The sequence below is a fragment of the Phenylobacterium zucineum HLK1 genome (assembly GCF_000017265.1).
Lineage (GTDB): Bacteria > Pseudomonadota > Alphaproteobacteria > Caulobacterales > Caulobacteraceae > Phenylobacterium > Phenylobacterium zucineum.
Genome location: NC_011144.1, coordinates 1,835,833 through 1,851,463, shown reverse-complemented (window position 1 = coordinate 1,851,463; position 15,631 = coordinate 1,835,833). Strand labels below are relative to the sequence as shown.

Below are 15,631 nucleotides of genomic sequence, written 5' to 3'. Positions count from 1 at the left end.
TTGAGACTGACGCGCCGAGGGCGCGGGGCTGGAGACGCATAGGAATGAGTTCGCAAGGTCTTGACCGCGGTCTGGTGCTGGACGCGGCCCGGGTGACCGAGATCGCCGCCATCGCCGCCTGGAAGCTGGCCGGCCGCGGGGACGAGAAGGCCGCCGACCAGGCCGCCGTCGACGCCATGCGCACGGCGCTGAACGACCTCGACATCGAGGGCGAGATCGTCATCGGCGAGGGCGAGCGCGACGAGGCGCCGATGCTCTACATCGGCGAGAAGGTGGGCCGCGGGAAGGGCGCGAAGATCGACATCGCCCTCGATCCGCTGGAAGGCACCACCCTGACGGCCAAGGCGATGGCCAACGCGCTGGCCGTGATGGCCTGGGCGCCCAAGGGCACGCTGCTGAACGCCCCCGACACCTACATGGACAAGATCGCCTGCGGTCCGGGCTACCCCGCCGGGATCATCGACCTGGACGCCTCGCCCGCCGACAACGTCCAGGCGCTGGCCAAGGCCAAGGGCGTCGGCGCCGAGGAGATCACGGTCTGCGTCCTCGACCGTCCCCGCCACGCCGAGATCATCGCCTCGGTCCGTTCGGTGGGCGCGCGCATCCATCTCATCACCGACGGCGACGTGGCCGGCGTGATGAACACCGCCGATCCCGAGACCGGCGTCGACCTCTACCTGGGCCAGGGCGGGGCGCCCGAAGGCGTGCTGGCCTGCGCGGCCCTGAAGTGCGTCGGCGGCCAGTTCCAGGGCCGGCTCGTGTTCCGCAACGCCGACGAGCGCGCCCGCGCCGCGCGGGTGGGGATCACCGACCTCGACAAGAAGTACGACCTGCACGAGATGGTCCGCGCCGATGCGATCTTCGCCGCGACCGGCGTGACCAAGGGCGCCCTGCTGGACGGCGTGCGCTTCCAGGGCGGCTTCGTCCACACCCACACCATCGTCATGGACTCGGCGAGCCAGACGGTGCGCGAACTGCGGATGAAGCGTCCGACCTGAGGGTCCTTGCGTCCTGTGTGGATGGCTCCCGCGTTGCAAGGCTCGATTTGATGTTTTGGCGGCTGGGTCGGGTGCAGTCTTGTGTCCGGCCTGTTGATGCAGTCGTTTCAAGGACTGCTGGCCCTGATGGTGTCCGCAAGCTGGGTCCCACTCTGCTTTGCAGGCTTCGACGCCTTGGACACTACGCGGGGTGTCCCAGCTCCCGGTCTGACCGGTTCGCCATCACTTCACATCGCGCTCGCAACCTCCGGAAGCTGGTCGTCGACGATCAGCTAATCTGTCAGGCGGTCACGCCCTGAGGCGCGCGGTAGACGCCGCCGCGGGCCATGATCGACCAGGCGACACGGGCGGTGCGATTGGCCGCGGCCACCGTCACCACGCGAGCGGGTTTGCGCGCCAGCATCGCAGCGATGCGCGGGTCGACCGAGTCCGGTCTTGTTCGTGCACGGCGCACGAGCGAGGTCATGCCGACGACCAGCAGGCGTCTCAGATATCGATCGCCCATCCGTGAGATCCTCCCCATCCGCTCCTTGCCGCCGCTGGAGTTCTGCAGCGGTGTTAGGCCAAGCGAGGCCGCAAACTGCCGCCCGGAGCGGAAGCGGCTGGCGTCGGTGACTGAGGCGGCAAGCGCCGTGGCCGAGATCAGGCCGACGCCAGGGATGGTGCTGAGGCGCTGAGACAGCTCGTTTGTCCGATGCCAGGTCAGCAGCTCCTTCTCCAGCGCCGTGAGACGGACCTGCAGATCGCCGATCTGGCCCGCCAGGCCGGTGATGACTCGCGCCGCCAGCTCGGGCACGTCCGGCGCAGCGCCTTGAGCAACCCGTGCGGCTAGGTCGAGGGCATGATGCAGGCCGCGCGCCATCTCGATCCCAAACTCAGCCAGGAGGCCGCGGATCATGTTGACCAGCTGGGTGCGCTGCTTGACCAGCAGATCTCGGGTCCGGTGCAGCGCCAGGGCCGCCTGCTGCTGCTCGGACTTGATCGCCACGAACCGCATCGTCGGCCGCGTCACCGCCTCGCAGATCGCCTCGGCGTCGTTGGCGTCGGTCTTGCCGCGCTTCACGTAGGGTTTCACGTAAGCCGGCGGCATCAGCCGCACCTCGTGGCCGAGCCGCCTCAGCTCGCGCGCCCAATGGTGCGACGTGCCGCAGGCCTCGATCCCCACCAGGCAGGGCGGCGCGGTCTTGAAGAACGGCAGAACCTGGGCTCGTCGAAGAGCTTTGCGGACGATGACCTTCCCCTCGGCGTCAACCGCGTGAACCTGAAAAACGCTCTTGGCGAGATCCAGGCCGATCGTTGTAATCTCCATCTGGGTGGCTCCCTTCGCTCGTGGTTGTTCGACAACTTCCACAAGTCTGGCACTCAGATGCCGTGAGCGGGAGCCATCCACCCCATCTGCTTTGGACGCAGGCCCGATGTAGCTGCGACGGTCAGGCGGCTGGCGACTCACGGCCGGCCGCCCGATAGTGCGCCTTCGGAGGGCTCTCGAACTTGGCGGACGGCTCCAGCCACCCCGGATATCTCGGCGTCACCCGCTCGCTCTCGGGCCGGCGGTGGCGCGAGCGCGCCGCGTGCCCGGACCTGACCCGGCGCCACCAGCTCTCGCTGGGATTGTCCGAGCCCCTGGCCCGCGCCTTGGCGTCCCGCGGCGTGGGGGAGGGGGAAGGGGAAACCTTCCTCAATCCGACGCTGAAGGCGCTGTTCCCCGACCCGTCCTGCTTCTCCGACATGGATCGGGCGGCCGAGATCCTGGTGGACGCCCTGGAGAACAGGCGCCGGATCGTGGTCTTCGCCGACTACGACGTGGACGGCGCCTCCTCGGCGGCGCTGCTCGTGCGCTGGTTCCGGGCCATGGGCCTGGAGATCGCCATCTACGTCCCCGACCGGCTGACCGAGGGCTACGGCCCGTCGCCAGCCGCCTTCCGCCGCCTGAAGGACGAGGGCGCCGAGCTGGTGGTCACCGTGGACTGCGGCGCAGCCGCGCACGACGCCCTGGCCTGTGCGGGCGAGATCGGCCTGCCCGTGGTGGTGATCGACCACCACCTGATGCGGCCGGGCGAGATCCCGCCCATCGCCGCGCTGGTCAACCCGAACCGCCCGGACTGCGTCTCGGGCCAGGGCCACCTGGCCGCCGCGGGCGTCACCTTCGTCCTGCTCGCGGCTCTGAACCGCGAGGCGCGCCGCCGCGGCCTCGCGCCCGAGCCCGACCTCCGCGCCTGGCTCGACCTCGCCGCCATGGGCGCCATCTGCGACGTCACCCGCCTGACGGGGTTCAACCGCGCCCTGGCGGCCCAGGGGCTGAAGGTGATGTCCGGCTGGAAGAACCCGGGCCTGGCCGCCCTGATGCAGGTGGCCAAAGGGCAGGGGGCGGCCTCGACCTTCCACGTGGGCTTCCTGCTGGGCCCGCGGATCAACGCCGGCGGGCGCATCGGGCGCTCGGACCTGGGCGCGCGCCTGCTCTCCACCGACGATCCTGACGAGGCCGCGGCCCTGGCCGCCGAGCTGGACGGCCTGAACGCCTCGCGCAAGGAGGTGGAGGCCCAGGTGATGGAGGCCGCCATCCGCCACATCGAGCAGGAGAGCAACGCCGCCGACGCGCCGTGCCTGCTGGTGGCGCAGGACGACTGGCATCCGGGGGTGATCGGCATCGTCGCCGGGCGCCTGCGCGAACGCTACCGCAAGCCGTGCATCGTCGTTGGGATCGACCGGGCCGCCAACGTCGGCAAGGGCTCGGGCCGCTCGCAGCCGGGGGTGAACCTCGGCCGCGCGGTGCAGGCGGCGTTCGAGGAAGGCCTGCTGCTGGCCGGCGGAGGCCACGCCATGGCCGCGGGGCTGTCCGTGCGGCCCGATGCGATCCCCGAGCTGCGGGACTTCCTCAACGCCCGCCTGGCCGACGAGCAGGCCCAGGCCGCCGCCGAGGACGGCCTGGAGATCGACGCCCTGGTGACCGCCCGCGGCTGCGACCGGGCGCTCTGGCGCGACTTCCAGCGGCTGGCGCCGTTCGGCCCCGGCAACCCCGAGCCGACCTTCGCGGCCGCCGACATGCGGATCGAACGGCCGATGGCGCTGAAGGGCGGCCATGTCCGTTGCACGCTCACCGATTCGTCGGGCGGGAAGCTCAAGGCGGTGGCCTGGCGCATGGCCGACACCGAGGCCGGCCGACGGCTGCTGCAGGAAGGCGGGGCGGTCCACGTGGCCGGCCGCCTGAAGCCCGACGACTGGCAGGGCCGCGAGGGCGTGGAGCTCGAGATCGAGGACGTCGCCGACCCCCGGGCGGTCCTCGACTGAGGCGTCCGCGGGGCCTCTCCGGCCCTGGAAAAGCCGCCTGCGCCTTCGCCGAACGCCGCTCCGGAGAAATTCGTCCGGTGGGCCTTGCAAGGGTTGGGGAGGGCGGATATAGAGCCCGCCTCGCGTCCCGCGGGCCCTTCGTCTATCGGTTAGGACGTCAGGTTTTCAACCTGAAAAGAGGGGTTCGATTCCCCTAGGGCCTGCCACGCGACCTCTTCCGGAATCCCTCGATCCATCCCGCGCGCCCCGCGTGACGCGGCGATTCTCCATTGACGCCATCGCCGTTACGAGAACAGTGTTATAGTTGGCCCAAGCCGAATGTTTCGGGGGTTAGGGGCCGAGGGGCGGATGGCTGGTTTCGAATTCGAGCAGGTGGATGCGCCGGCGCCGGTGCGCATCACCGGCCGCGTGAAGTGGTTCGACGCGGGCAAGGGCTATGGCTTCATCGTGCCCGACGATCCGGCTCAGACGGATCTGAAGGACGTGCTGCTGCACGTCACCAGCCTCAGGAGCTCCGGCCGCGAACATTGCCTGGAGGGCTCGCTCATCACCTGCGACGTCGTCCGCCGGCCCAAGGGCTGGCAGGTGGCCGAGGTGGTGGATCTGGACGAGAGCACCGCCGCGCCGCCCGAACGCGCGCTCGGCGCCCGTCGCGAAGGCCTGGGGCTGTCGGCGATCCGGCCGCCCCGGCGCCCGCTGGAGGCCACGGGGCCGCTGGAGCAGGCCAAGGTGAAGTGGTTCAACCGCGCCAAAGGCTACGGCTTCGTCATCCGCGACAGCCAGCCGGGCGACATCTTCGTCCACATCGAGACGCTGCGCCGCTCGGGCATGGAGGACCTCCAGCCGGGCGAGAACGTGATGGTGCGGTTCGCCGAGGGGCCCAAGGGGCTTGTTGTGGCCGAGATCGAAGCGTCTAGTCTGGCCTGAACGCCACGCTTCGGAGCCTGTCTGTGAGTTTCGCATCCATCGGCCGACGCGGCCTCGTCGCGCTGGGGGCCGTCCCACTCCTTGCTGGCCTCGTCCTCGCGGGCCCGGCGGCCGCGATCCCGCGGATGGACCCGGCCGCCTGCCAGGGACAGCCCGAGCTGACGCCGCTGGAGCCGCTCAAGCTGGTCACCCAGCGCGGGACCCACAGCTTCCGGGTCGAGATCGCCGACAGCGTCATCGAGCGCGAGTACGGCCTGATGTGCCGCAAGAGCCTGGCGGCCGACCGCGGCATGCTCTTCATCTTCCCGAAGTCGGCGCCCCAGGCCTTCTGGATGCGCAACACCCTGATCCCGCTCGACATCATCTACATCGGGACCGACGGGAAGGTGGTCTCCATCGCCCGCAACGCCCGGCCGCTGGACGAGACGCCGCTGCCTTCGGGCGGGCCGGCGATCGCCGTCCTGGAGCTGGCCGGAGGCCGCGCGGCGCAGCTGGGCCTGCTGCCCGGCGACAAGGTCGTGCACCGGGCCTTCAAGTGAGCGAGGAGATCCCGGCCCCGCCCGAGGGCTTCGTCCGCTCCGAGCTCCGCGGCCCGTTCTCGACCCACAACGGCCCGTACTTCCACCGCGTGGGCGGCGATCCCGAGACCGTCGGCCAGGCGTTCTACGCCCTGCCGCGGCACGCGAACGGCATCGGCCTGGTCCACGGGGGGATGCTCTCGGCCTTCATGGACGGCCTGCTGGCCCAGGCCGTGGGCCGCAAGACCAAGGCGGTGGGCGTCACCATCCACCTGTCGATCGACTTCCTGCACATGGCCCGGCAGGGCGAGTGGGTGGTCGGCGAGGCCAGGATGACCCGGGCGGCCAAGGACGTGGCGTTCGCCGAGGGGGTCGCCCGCTCGCGCGGGGTGGACGTGGTCCGCGCCTCGGGCATCTTCAAGCTGATGTCCCGCCACGGCTGAACCGCGCGTTCAGGTTTGCGGAAATCCCGAAACGCCCATATTGCAGGGCCTCCGACGCATCCGGGGCGTAGCGCAGCCTGGTAGCGCATCTGCTTTGGGAGCAGAGGGTCGCAGGTTCAAATCCTGCCGCCCCGACCAGCGTTGGGGCCGAACGATGAAGGGTTTTTAGAGAGCATGCTCGCGCGCATCTTCCGCCCGTCCAAGACCGCCATGCAGTCCGGGCGCGCCAAGACCAACGAATGGGTGCTCGAATTCGAGCCGAAGGCCGCGCGCCGCCCCGATCCGCTGATGGGCTGGACCCAGACCACGGACACCGAGTCGAGCCAGGTCCGGCTGCACTTCGAGACGAAGGAGGACGCCGTGCGCTACGCCGAGCAGCACGGCATCGCCTTCCAGCTGGTGGACCCCAAGCCCGCCAAGCGGATCATCAAGGCCTACGCCGACAATTTCGCCTTCGGGCGCAGAATCCCCTGGACCCACTAGGGGGTTCCGCCCCGGGCGCCCGTAGCTCAGCTGGATAGAGCACGTGCCTTCTAAGCATGTGGTCGCAGGTTCGAATCCTGCCGGGCGCGCCACCTCCTACGCCTGAGAGGACGCCGCCATGACGCGCCCAGCCATCGCCCCGGACACCGACAGCGTCACGGTCGCCGAGACGGGGGTCGGCCGGTTCCAGGTGGAGGTGCTGGCGGCGGGCTCCGCCTTCCTGGCGGACGAGCCCGTGGAGGCCGGCGGCCTGGGTTCAGGGCCCACGCCCTACGACCTGCTGGCCTCGGCGCTGGGCGCCTGCACGGCCATGACGCTGCGCCTCTACGCCGAACGCAAGGGCTGGCCCCTGACGCGCGCCACCGTCCGGGTGCTGCACACCCGCACGCCCAAGGGCCGCGACCGCTTCGCCCGCGAGCTGACCGTCGAGGGCCCGCTCGACGACGACCAGCGCCGCCGGCTCGTCGAGATCGCCGAGAAGTGCCCGGTCCACCGCACGCTGGAGGGCCGGTCCGAGATCATCACCGTCCTGACCGCGCCGCCAGACCTGGCGGCCCGCGAGCGCTCGGGCGAGGGCCACATGCACGCCATGCTCGAAGCCTGCGCGGACTGACGGTGGCCTGGACCCGCCGCTACGACGAGGCCGAGCCGCAGCGCGTCAACAAATGGCTGGCGCAGAGCGGGGTCTGCTCGCGCCGCGAGGCCGAGGCGCTGATCGCCGACGGCCTCGTCAGCATCGACGGCGAGACGATCGCCGACGCCGGCCGCAAGATCCTGCCGGGCCAGACGCTGACCCTGGCCGACCGCGCGGCCGCCAGCCTGGGCGGCTTCACGGCGGTGCTCAACAAGCCGGTGGGCTACGTCTCGGGCCAGCCCGAGCCGGGGCACGTCCCGGCCGTGCGGCTGCTGACCGCGGCCAATCTCTCGGGGGAGGGGGCGGCGCCCGACGCCAGGGCCAGCCTGCCGCCCCTCGGCCGCCTGGACGAGGACAGCCGGGGCCTGCTGATCCTCTCGGACGACGGGGTGCTGGCCAAGGCGGTGATCGGGCCGCAGTCCGACCTCGACAAGGAGTACGTCGTCCGCGTCGCGGGCCAGGTCGACGAGCGCAAGCTGGCCCGCCTGCGCCACGGCCTCGAACTGGACGGCCGCAAGCTGAAGCCGGCGACGGTGTCGGTGATCCAGGGAAACACCCTGCGCTTCGTGCTGAAGGAGGGCCGCAAGCGCCAGATCCGCCGCATGTGCGACCTCGTGGGCCTGCGCGTCGTCGACCTGCTGCGCGTACGCATCGGCCCCCTGAAGCTGGGAGACCTGCCCGAGGGGCGCTGGCGAGTTCTCACGCCACAGGAGCGCGAGGCGATGATCCGCGCCTCTACTCCGTCCGTGACGCCCCCGGCTCGGCCGCCACGACCACGCTCTTGATGTTGACGAACTCGCGGAGGCCGAACGCCGCGAGCTCGCGCCCGAAGCCGGAATGCTTCACCCCGCCGAAGGGCAGGCGGGGGTCGGAGCGGACGTTCTGGTTCACGAAGCTCATGCCCGCCTCCAGGGCATCGGTCGCCAGACGCTCGCCGCGGGCCAGGTCCCCGGTCAGCACGCCCGAGCCCAGGCCGAAGGCGCTGTCGTTGGCGATCCGGACTGCCTCGGCCTCGTCCGCCGCCTCGATCACCGCCGCCACCGGACCGAAGACCTCCTCGTCATAGGCGGCCATGCCGGGCCTCACGCCGGCCAGCACCGTGGGCGGATACCAGGCGCCCGGCCGGTCCGGGATCTGCCCGCCCGTCAGCAGGCGCGCGCCGGCCTCGACGCTGCGGCGGACCTGAGCGTGGACGCCGTCCCGGTCGGCGGTGCGGACCAGGGGGCCGAGCTTCGTCCCTTCCGCGCGGGGGTCGCCCATGGCGTAGGCCTCCATCTCGCGCGCCAGCGCCGCCTCGAACGCCTCGCGCACCGACGCCAGCACCACGAACCGCTTGCCGGCGATGCAGCTCTGGCCGGCGTTGACCATCCGCGCCGCCGCGGCCGTCTTCGCGGCGACCTCGATGTCGGCGTCGTCCAGCACGAGGTAGGCGTCGCTGCCGCCGAGCTCCAGGACGCACTTCTTCAACACCGCGCCGGCCTGAGCGGCCACCTTGCGCCCCGCCTCGACGCTGCCGGTCAGGCTGACGGCGGCGATGGCGTCGTCCTCGATGAGGGCCTTCACGGCCCCCGAGGGGATCAGGGCGGTGCGGAAGACGTCCTGCGGGAAACCGGCCTCGCGGAACACCTCCTCGATCGCCAGCGCGCAGCCGGGGACGTTGCTGGCGTGCTTCAGGACCGCGGTGTTTCCCGCCATCAGGGTCGGGGCGGCGAAGCGGAAGACCTGCCAGAAGGGGAAGTTCCAGGGCATGACGGCCAGGACGGTCCCCAGCGGCCGGTAGACCACCTTGGCCTTCGGGCCGCCGAAATCGACCGGCTCGTCCTTCAGGAAGGCTTCGGCATGGTCGGCGTAGAACTCGCAGCCGACGGCGCACTTCTCCACCTCGGCGCGGCCGTCGGCCAGCAGCTTGCCCATCTCGGCGCACATCAGCTCGGCGAACTCGTCCTGGCGGTGGCGCAGGACGACGGCGGCGGCGCGCATCAGCCCGGCCCGGTCGGCGAAGGACGTCCGGCGCCAGTCCTCGAACGCGCGGCGCGCGGCGCGGGCCATCTCCAGCGCCTCCTCGGCCGTGTGGCCCTCGTATCGGCGGCCGGGCGCGTCCGTGGCGGGATCCACGGCCTGGAAGGTGGGGCGTTCGCTCATCGGGGAGGCTCCCTGCTCAACGGACGGCGAGCGGCCGGCGCCCGGCGTCCAGGTCCACGACCATATCGGCCCGCGCCGGCATCTCGGCCAGCATCCAGCGGGTCAGGCGTTCGTAATGGGCGACGAAGCGGCCGACCTCGTCGTCCGACATGCCGCGCCCCAGGCCGCCCCCCTTGCGCTCGCGCAGCTTGCGCTCCTGTTCGGTCCGCCAGGCCCGCACCACCTCGAAACCCGGCGCCCGGAGCATGGCCAGCATGTGCAGCCGCCCGAACAGGGCCTGGTAGGGACCTGCAAGCTGGGCGTTGACGAAGCCGCGCCAGGCGCCGTCCGGGTCCGCCTCGGCCTCCAACGCGTTGACCGGCGCGGCGAGGTCGCCCTCGGGCTGCGCCCGCGCGCCGACGCACCAGCCCTCGAAGATCATCGCCTGCACCGGTCCCTCGGCCTCGCGCCAGTCGGCCTTCGGGCGGCGCTCGTCCGAGGCCTTGTCGAAGGCGGGCAGGGGCGTGCGGCCGGGTTCGGCCAGGGCGTCCAGCACCCCGCAGGCGAGGGCCACATCGTGGGTCCCGGGCGGACCGCGCACCGCCAGCAGCGGATGGACCCGCTTGGCCAGCCAGCCTCGCGCCTCGCGGCCGAGGTAAAAGTCGTCCAGCGAGAGGGAAAGCGCCGAAAGGCCCTGGTCCTGCAGCAGTCGCACCGTGGCCGCCGCGATGGTGGACTTGCCCGAGCCCTGCGCGCCGCACAGCCCCACGATCGCCGTCCCGTGCGTCGGCGCCAGGGCCGCGGCCCGCGCGGCGAGCGGCCGGCAGACGGTCTCCACCGTCCCGGCGAAGGCGGGCGGCAGCCGCTCCGCCTCCAGGAACTCGCCGAGCCAGGCCTCGATCGCTTCCGTCCCTCAGTAGCCGCCGATGACCGGCAGGATCTCGCCGGTGATGTAGCTGGCCGTCTGGGGCGAGGCGAGGAAAACGAAGGCGGGGGCCAGCTCCTCGGGCTGCGCCGGCCGGCCCATGGGGGTCTGGGCCCCGAACTCCGGGATCTTGTCGGGCTTGTCGGCCGGGTTGAGCGGCGTCCACACGGGGCCAGGCGCGACGCAGTTCACCCGGATTCCCCGCTTGATCAGGCTGCCGGCCAGCGAGCGGGTGAAGGCGTGGATGCCGCCCTTGGTCATCGAATAGTCCAGCAGCTCCTTCGAGCCGTGCAGGCCGGTGACCGAGCCGCAGTTGACGATCGAGCCGCCCGCCTTGATGTGCGGGGCCGCCGCCTTGGCCATGTTGAAATAGCCGTAGAGGTTGGTCTTCAGCGTCCGGTCGAAGTGGTCGAAGGCGATGTCGGTGATGTCCTTGGCGTGCTCCTGGAACGCGGCGTTGTTGACCAGAATGTCGATCTTGCCGAACGCCTCGATGGTCTTGCGCACCGCCTCGTCGGCATAGGCCGGGTTGGCCACGTCGCCCGGCAGCAGGATGGCGCGCCGGCCTTCCTTCTCGACCGCCGCCTTCGTCACCTGCGCGTCCTCGTCCTCCTCGAGGTAGGCGATGGCCACGTCCGCGCCTTCCCGGGCGAACAGCACGGCCACGGCCCGGCCGATCCCGGAGTCGGCGCCGGTGATCAGGGCCGCCATGCCCTCCAGCTTGCCCGAGCCCTTGTAGTAGGGGGCGTCCCACATGGGCTTCAGTTCGAGGTCCGCCTCGAGGCCCGGCTTCTCCAGCGCCTGCTTGGGCAGGGGCGGGACGGGGTAGTCCCTGGCGCCTGTCTGGGGCGCGCTGTCCTCGCCGTCGCCCTTGGACTGAAACGAGCGTTCCTCCTGCGCCTCGATGCGGTCCTGGATGTCGCGTTCGTGCTCGGCCGTGCGCTCGGCCTCCTGGCGGAACTCGCCGCCGGGTCCCTGGCTGGTCATCGCCGTCTCCTTCGGGGTGCTTGCGCGGTGCAATCCCGGGGAGGGCGCGAGGTTCCGGCTCAGGCCGCCGTTTTCGCGTAGGCGTCCAACCCCCGCCGCAGGTCGGCGATCAGGTCGTCCACGGCCTCCAGGCCGATGTGCAGGCGGATCAAGGGTCCGGCGTAGTCGCGCCTGAACCGGCGGGCCTTCAGCTGCGGGTCGCACCAGATCGCCAGGCTCTCGAACCCGCCCCACGAGAAACCCAGGCCGAACACCTGCAGGGCGTCGAGGAAGGCGTCCACCGCCGCCCGCGGCGCGGGCTTCAGCGCGACGGTGAACAGGCCGCAGGCGCCCCGGTAGTCCCGGGCCCAGAGCGCATGGTCCGGATCGCCGGGCAGGGCGGGGTGGTGGACGGCGGCCACCTCCGGCTGGGTCTTCAGCCACTCGGCGACCCTCAGGCCCGCCTCGCCCTGGGCCGCGAGGCGCAGCGGCAGGGTGCGGACGCCGCGGAGCACCTGGTAGGCGTCCTCGCCCGAGACCGCCCAGCCGAGGTCGTCGACGCCGTCGTTCAGCGCCCGCACCAGCGCCGGGTCGCGCGCGGCCGCCGAGCCCATGAACACGTCGGAATGGCCGCCGACGTACTTGGTCAGGGCCTGCAGCGACAGGTCGACCCCGTGCTCCAGCGGGCGGAACAGAAAGCCCGCGCCCCAGGTGTTGTCGATCGCCGTCAGGATCCCGCGCTCGCGGGCGAGGCGCGCGATGGCCGGCACGTCCTGCATCTCGAGGGTCAGCGAGCCCGGGCTCTCCAGCAGGATCAGCCGCGTCTTGTCCGAAGCCTCGCCGACGAGCGCCTCCGGCGCGGTGCGCGGGTCGAAGTAGCTGACCCCGACGCCGAAGCCCCCAAGCACCCGGTCGCAGAACCGCCGGACCGGCTTGTAGACGTTGTCGACCACCAGGATCTCGTCGCCGGCCTTGAGCACCGCCAGCAGCGCGCCCGAGATGGCCGCCAGGCCCGAGGGGTAGAGGGAGACGCCCACCGCCCCCTCCATGACCGCCAGGGCCTCGCGCAGCGTCGCCTGGGCCGCCAGGCCGCTGCGGCCGTAGGTGGTGCAATGGTCGTCGTCGTAGAGCGCCGCCGCGTTGGGCAGCAGCACCGTGGAGCCCTTCTGGATCGGCGGGCCGACCGTTCGGCAGATGGGCCCGGATTGGGCGCCGGCGTGGATCAGGCGGGTCTCGTCGGACATGCGGGCTTGCGGCTCCGGGCGACGCTGGCGAAAGTGCCCCTCGCACTTAAGAGCTTCGCACTTAGACCTCCGGGTTTCTCCGTTTCAAGGAGCTGGGATGATCGGACGCCTCACGGCGATGGCGGCCATGGGCCTTCTGCTCGCAGCCTGCGAGGCCAAGCCGCCGCCCGCGCCCGCGTCCGTGGCCCCGCCGCCCAAGACCCCGGCCCAAACGGCCGCCTACGAGGCGACGCCCAGCCCGACGCTGGAGGCGGTCCGCCGGCGCGGGCGGGTGACCTGCGGCGTCCATCCCGGCCTTCCCGGCTTCGCGATGCGCGACGCGCGCGGGATCTGGCGCGGCTTCGACGTCGACGTCTGCCGGGCCGTGGCCGCCGCCGTGTTCGGCGACGCCGAGCGCGTGCGCTTCGTGCCCATCGACGGCTCGGACCGTTTCCGCGAGCTCAGGGCCGAGCGGATCGACATCCTCTCGCGCAACACCTCGCTGACCTTGTCGCGCGACGCGGGGCTGGGCCTGACCTTCCCGGCGACCACCTATTACGACGGCCAGGGGTTCCTGGTGGCCCGCGCGCTGGGCGTCGCCAGCGCCGAGGAACTGGGCGGGGCGCGGGTCTGCGTCCAGGCCGGCACCGCCAGCGAGACGAACCTCGCCGACTTCTTCCGCGCCCGCGGGCTGGACTACCAGCCGGTGCTCGCCAAGTCCGAGGAGGACGCCCGGCGCCTCTACGAGAGCGACGGCTGCGACGTGTTCAGCGCCGACATCTCGGGCCTGGCGGCCTCGCGCTCGCTGCTCTCCAACCCGAACGGCCACGTCATCCTGCCGAACGTGATCTCCAAGGAGCCGCTGGGCCCCGTGGTGCGCCAGGACGACCCCGCCTGGGCCGACATCGTCGCCTGGACGGTGCACGCGATCGTCCTGGCCGAGGAGCTGGGCCTGTCCTCGCGCACAGTCGAGCAGGCGCGCGAGACGGCGACCGATCCCGAGACCCGCCGGCTGCTGGGGGTGGAAGGAAACCTCGGCGAGCTCCTCGGCGTGCGGCGCGACTGGGCCTATCAGGTGATCCGCCAGGTGGGCGCCTACCACGAGATCTTCCGCCGCGACCTTGGCGCCGACTCGGCCTTGAAGCTGGAGCGGGGCCTCAACGCCCTCTGGACCGCCCCGAAGCCGGGGCTGATGTACGCCCCGCCGGTCCGCTAGCGGGCGACGACGACCTCGCAGTCGGCCCGCCCGCCCCATTCCGTCCACGAGCCGTCGTAGACCGCCACGTCCTCGCGGCCCAGCCGGGCGAGCGCGAAGGCCAGGAGGGCGGCGCTGACGCCCGAGCCGCAGGTGGTCACCACGGGCCGGCCCAGGTCCACGCCGGCCGCCGTGAACGCCTCGCGCAGCTCCGCCGCCGATTTCAGCGTGCCGTCGGAATTCACCAGCCCCTGCCACGGCAGGTTCAGGGCGCCCGGCATCGCGCCGGATCGCAGCCCCGGCCGCGGCTCGGGCGCCTCGCCGCGGAAGCGGGCGGCGGCGCGCGCGTCCAGCACCTGCGCATCGCCGGCCGCCAGGTGGCCGCGCACGGCCTCGAGATCGCGGATCAGGTCCGGACGGAAGGCCGCATCGAGCGCCTGCGGCGGCGGCGCGCCCGGCTCGTCGGTGACGACGCGGCCCTCGGCCCGCCACTTCTTGAGGCCGCCGTCCAGGACCCGCACGTCCGGAAAGCCCATGGTCCGCAGCGACCACCACACGCGCGGGGCCGAGAACAGGCCCTGGGCGTCGTAGACCACCACCACGGCGTCCCGCCGCAGGCCCAGCGCCCCGACCGCCTGAGCGAACGCCTCGGCCGACGGAAGCATGTGCGGCAGGTCGGTGTCCTTGTCCGCCACCTCGTCGATGTCGAAGAAGACGGCGCCCGGGATGTGCGCCTCCTCGAACGACTGGCGGCCCGTTCGGCCCTCGCCGGGCATGTACCAGGTCGCGTCCGCCACCTGGACCGCCGGGTCGTGCAGGCGTTCGTCGAGCCAGTCGGTGGAAACCAGAGGATCCATGGCGGCTACTCCATCCAGGGCGGGCAGGGCAGGCCCTTCTCGCGCAGGAACGCGGGGTTGAAGATCTTGGACTGATAGCGCTGGCCGTGGTCGCACAGCACCGTCACGACGGTGTGGCCCGGCCCCAGGTCCCTGGCCAGGCGGATCGCGCCCGCCACGTTGATCCCCGTCGAGCCGCCCATCACCAGGCCCTCGAACTCCATGAGGTCGTAGATCGCCAGCAGCATCTCCTCGTCCGAGATGCGATAGGCGCGGTCCACCTTGAGCCCTTCGAGATTGGCGGTGATCCGCCCCTGGCCGATGCCTTCGCTGATCGAGGTCCCCTCGGCGGCCAGTTCGCCGTCCGTGTAATATTTGTAGAGCGCTGCACCGTGGGGATCGGCGAGGCCGATCGTCACGTCCGGCTTCTTCTCCCGCAGCGCCTGGGCGACCCCGGCCAGGGTGCCGCCCGATCCCACGGCGCAGATGAAGCCGTCGACCTTGCCGTCGGTCTGGCGCCAGATCTCGGGGCCGGTGCCATGCACGTGCGCCTCGCGGTTCGCGACGTTGTCGAACTGGTTGGCCCAGACCGCGCCGGCGGGCTCCTTCTCGTTAAGCTCCGCCGCCAAGCGCCCGGAATACTTCACATAGTTGTTCTCGTTGGAGTAGGGGACCGCGTCCACCTCCACCAGCTCGGCGCCGTAGAGCCGGATGGCGTCCTTCTTCTCCTGGCTCTGGGTGCGCGGGATGACGATGGTGCACTTGTAGCCCAGCGCCTTGCCGACCATCGCCAGGCCGATGCCGGTGTTGCCGGCGGTGCCCTCCACGATGCGCCCGCCGGGCCGCAACAGGCCTTTACGCTCGGCGTCGCGGATGATGTGGAGCGCGGCCCGATCCTTCACGGACTGGCCGGGGTTCATGAACTCGGCCTTGGCCAGGATTTCGCAGCCGGTCAGCTCGCTGGCGCGGCGAAGGCGGAGGAGGGGCGTGTTCCCGATCAGGTCGAGGACGCTTTGGGCGACTTGCATGGTCGCTAATTAGGCAAGCCGGGCCGGTTGCGACAGGGGCGGATTT

Annotated in this window: 16 protein-coding genes and 3 tRNA genes; 12 read left to right on the top strand and 7 right to left on the bottom strand. The window is 71.5% G+C overall.

Features of this window, described 5'->3' with window-relative positions; genetic code table 11:
* Positions 1 to 44 precede the first annotated feature (44 nt).
* Positions 45 to 998 carry a class II fructose-bisphosphatase gene (gene glpX, locus PHZ_RS09070; protein WP_012522195.1) on the top strand — a complete coding sequence of 318 codons (954 nt, stop codon included), beginning with the start codon at positions 45 to 47 and terminating at the stop codon, positions 996 to 998.
* Between the two features lie 280 nt (positions 999 to 1,278).
* Here glpX and PHZ_RS09065 read toward each other — a convergent pair whose 3' ends face one another.
* The gene (locus PHZ_RS09065) at positions 1,279 to 2,307 is read right to left on the bottom strand and encodes an IS110 family RNA-guided transposase (protein ID WP_012520421.1); all 1,029 of its coding nucleotides are present in this window, start codon (positions 2,305 to 2,307) and stop codon (positions 1,279 to 1,281) included.
* A 182-nt stretch (positions 2,308 to 2,489) separates the two neighbouring features.
* Between PHZ_RS09065 and recJ the strand changes: the two genes are divergently transcribed.
* The 10 genes from recJ to PHZ_RS09015 all read left to right on the top strand — a co-directional run bounded on the left by recJ (position 2,490) and on the right by PHZ_RS09015 (position 8,076).
* Positions 2,490 to 4,286: a single-stranded-DNA-specific exonuclease RecJ gene (gene recJ, locus PHZ_RS09060; RefSeq protein WP_012522194.1), complete on the top strand. Its 1,797-nt coding sequence runs from the start codon at positions 2,490 to 2,492 to the stop codon at positions 4,284 to 4,286.
* Between the two features lie 131 nt (positions 4,287 to 4,417).
* Positions 4,418 to 4,492: transfer RNA gene (locus tag PHZ_RS09055), tRNA-Glu, on the top strand.
* Positions 4,493 to 4,634: 142 nt separating this feature from the next.
* Positions 4,635 to 5,213 (top strand): cold-shock protein, encoded by a 579-nt coding sequence (locus PHZ_RS09050; RefSeq protein ID WP_041373387.1) that lies wholly within the window; start codon positions 4,635 to 4,637, stop codon positions 5,211 to 5,213.
* A 23-nt stretch (positions 5,214 to 5,236) separates the two neighbouring features.
* Positions 5,237 to 5,752, top strand: coding sequence for a DUF192 domain-containing protein (locus tag PHZ_RS09045; protein ID WP_012522192.1), 516 nt, complete (start codon positions 5,237 to 5,239; stop codon positions 5,750 to 5,752).
* A complete protein-coding gene (locus PHZ_RS09040; protein WP_041373386.1) occupies positions 5,749 to 6,174 on the top strand; it encodes a PaaI family thioesterase in 426 nt (141 codons plus the stop codon). Before PHZ_RS09045 ends, PHZ_RS09040 begins: the two co-directional genes overlap by 4 nt.
* Positions 6,175 to 6,235: 61 nt before the next feature.
* Positions 6,236 to 6,312 (top strand) — tRNA-Pro (locus PHZ_RS09035).
* 36 nt (positions 6,313 to 6,348) lie between these two features.
* Positions 6,349 to 6,657, top strand: a complete 309-nt coding sequence (locus PHZ_RS09030; RefSeq protein WP_012522191.1) for an ETC complex I subunit — start codon at positions 6,349 to 6,351, stop codon at positions 6,655 to 6,657.
* Positions 6,658 to 6,672: 15 nt separating this feature from the next.
* Positions 6,673 to 6,749 (top strand) — tRNA-Arg (locus PHZ_RS09025).
* Between the two features lie 26 nt (positions 6,750 to 6,775).
* Complete coding sequence (locus PHZ_RS09020) at positions 6,776 to 7,270, top strand: OsmC family protein (protein ID WP_012522190.1); 495 nt, start codon at positions 6,776 to 6,778, stop codon at positions 7,268 to 7,270.
* A gap of 2 nt (positions 7,271 to 7,272) precedes the next feature.
* Positions 7,273 to 8,076: a pseudouridine synthase gene (locus PHZ_RS09015; protein WP_041373385.1), complete on the top strand. Its 804-nt coding sequence runs from the start codon at positions 7,273 to 7,275 to the stop codon at positions 8,074 to 8,076.
* Here PHZ_RS09015 and PHZ_RS09010 read toward each other — a convergent pair.
* From PHZ_RS09010 to metC, 4 genes are all read right to left on the bottom strand, one after another.
* Positions 8,027 to 9,433, bottom strand: coding sequence for an NAD-dependent succinate-semialdehyde dehydrogenase (locus PHZ_RS09010; RefSeq protein WP_012522188.1), 1,407 nt, complete (start codon positions 9,431 to 9,433; stop codon positions 8,027 to 8,029). The two genes, PHZ_RS09015 and PHZ_RS09010, sit on opposite strands and share 50 nt — an antisense overlap.
* 16 nt (positions 9,434 to 9,449) lie before the next feature.
* Complete coding sequence (locus tag PHZ_RS09005; protein ID WP_012522187.1) at positions 9,450 to 10,250, bottom strand: kinase; 801 nt, start codon at positions 10,248 to 10,250, stop codon at positions 9,450 to 9,452.
* Between the two features lie 75 nt (positions 10,251 to 10,325).
* Positions 10,326 to 11,324 carry an SDR family oxidoreductase gene (locus PHZ_RS09000; RefSeq protein ID WP_041373383.1) on the bottom strand — a complete coding sequence of 333 codons (999 nt, stop codon included), beginning with the start codon at positions 11,322 to 11,324 and terminating at the stop codon, positions 10,326 to 10,328.
* A 59-nt stretch (positions 11,325 to 11,383) separates the two neighbouring features.
* Positions 11,384 to 12,547: a cystathionine beta-lyase gene (gene metC, locus PHZ_RS08995; RefSeq protein WP_012522185.1), complete on the bottom strand. Its 1,164-nt coding sequence runs from the start codon at positions 12,545 to 12,547 to the stop codon at positions 11,384 to 11,386.
* 97 nt (positions 12,548 to 12,644) lie between these two features.
* Here metC and PHZ_RS08990 point away from each other — a divergent pair, with 97 nt between their 5' ends.
* Entirely contained in the window at positions 12,645 to 13,742 is a 1,098-nt protein-coding gene (locus PHZ_RS08990; protein WP_201765277.1) for an amino acid ABC transporter substrate-binding protein, read from the top strand.
* On the opposite strand, the gene sseA is transcribed toward PHZ_RS08990, so the two are convergent.
* Positions 13,739 to 14,578 (bottom strand): 3-mercaptopyruvate sulfurtransferase, encoded by an 840-nt coding sequence (sseA, locus tag PHZ_RS08985; protein ID WP_012522183.1) that lies wholly within the window; start codon positions 14,576 to 14,578, stop codon positions 13,739 to 13,741. The genes PHZ_RS08990 and sseA overlap by 4 nt on opposite strands.
* A 5-nt stretch (positions 14,579 to 14,583) precedes the next feature.
* Entirely contained in the window at positions 14,584 to 15,585 is a 1,002-nt protein-coding gene (locus PHZ_RS08980) for a cysteine synthase A (protein WP_012522182.1), read from the bottom strand.
* Positions 15,586 to 15,631: the final 46 nt, after the last annotated feature.

Bases quoted from the DNA above. Each gene is read 5' to 3' on its own strand.
- sseA (WP_012522183.1), bottom strand. From the start codon at position 14,578: ATGGATCCTCTGGTTTCCACCGACTGGCTCGACGAACGCCTGCACGAC.
- PHZ_RS09050 (WP_041373387.1), top strand. From the start codon at position 4,635: ATGGCTGGTTTCGAATTCGAGCAGGTGGATGCGCCGGCGCCGGTGCGC.
- PHZ_RS08990 (WP_201765277.1), top strand. From the start codon at position 12,645: ATGATCGGACGCCTCACGGCGATGGCGGCCATGGGCCTTCTGCTCGCA.
- PHZ_RS08980 (WP_012522182.1), bottom strand. From the start codon at position 15,585: ATGCAAGTCGCCCAAAGCGTCCTCGACCTGATCGGGAACACGCCCCTC.
- PHZ_RS09065 (WP_012520421.1), bottom strand. From the start codon at position 2,307: ATGGAGATTACAACGATCGGCCTGGATCTCGCCAAGAGCGTTTTTCAG.
- metC (WP_012522185.1), bottom strand. From the start codon at position 12,547: ATGTCCGACGAGACCCGCCTGATCCACGCCGGCGCCCAATCCGGGCCC.
- PHZ_RS09010 (WP_012522188.1), bottom strand. From the start codon at position 9,433: ATGAGCGAACGCCCCACCTTCCAGGCCGTGGATCCCGCCACGGACGCG.
- glpX (WP_012522195.1), top strand. From the start codon at position 45: ATGAGTTCGCAAGGTCTTGACCGCGGTCTGGTGCTGGACGCGGCCCGG.
- PHZ_RS09020 (WP_012522190.1), top strand. From the start codon at position 6,776: ATGACGCGCCCAGCCATCGCCCCGGACACCGACAGCGTCACGGTCGCC.
- PHZ_RS09030 (WP_012522191.1), top strand. From the start codon at position 6,349: ATGCTCGCGCGCATCTTCCGCCCGTCCAAGACCGCCATGCAGTCCGGG.
- PHZ_RS09000 (WP_041373383.1), bottom strand. From the start codon at position 11,324: ATGACCAGCCAGGGACCCGGCGGCGAGTTCCGCCAGGAGGCCGAGCGC.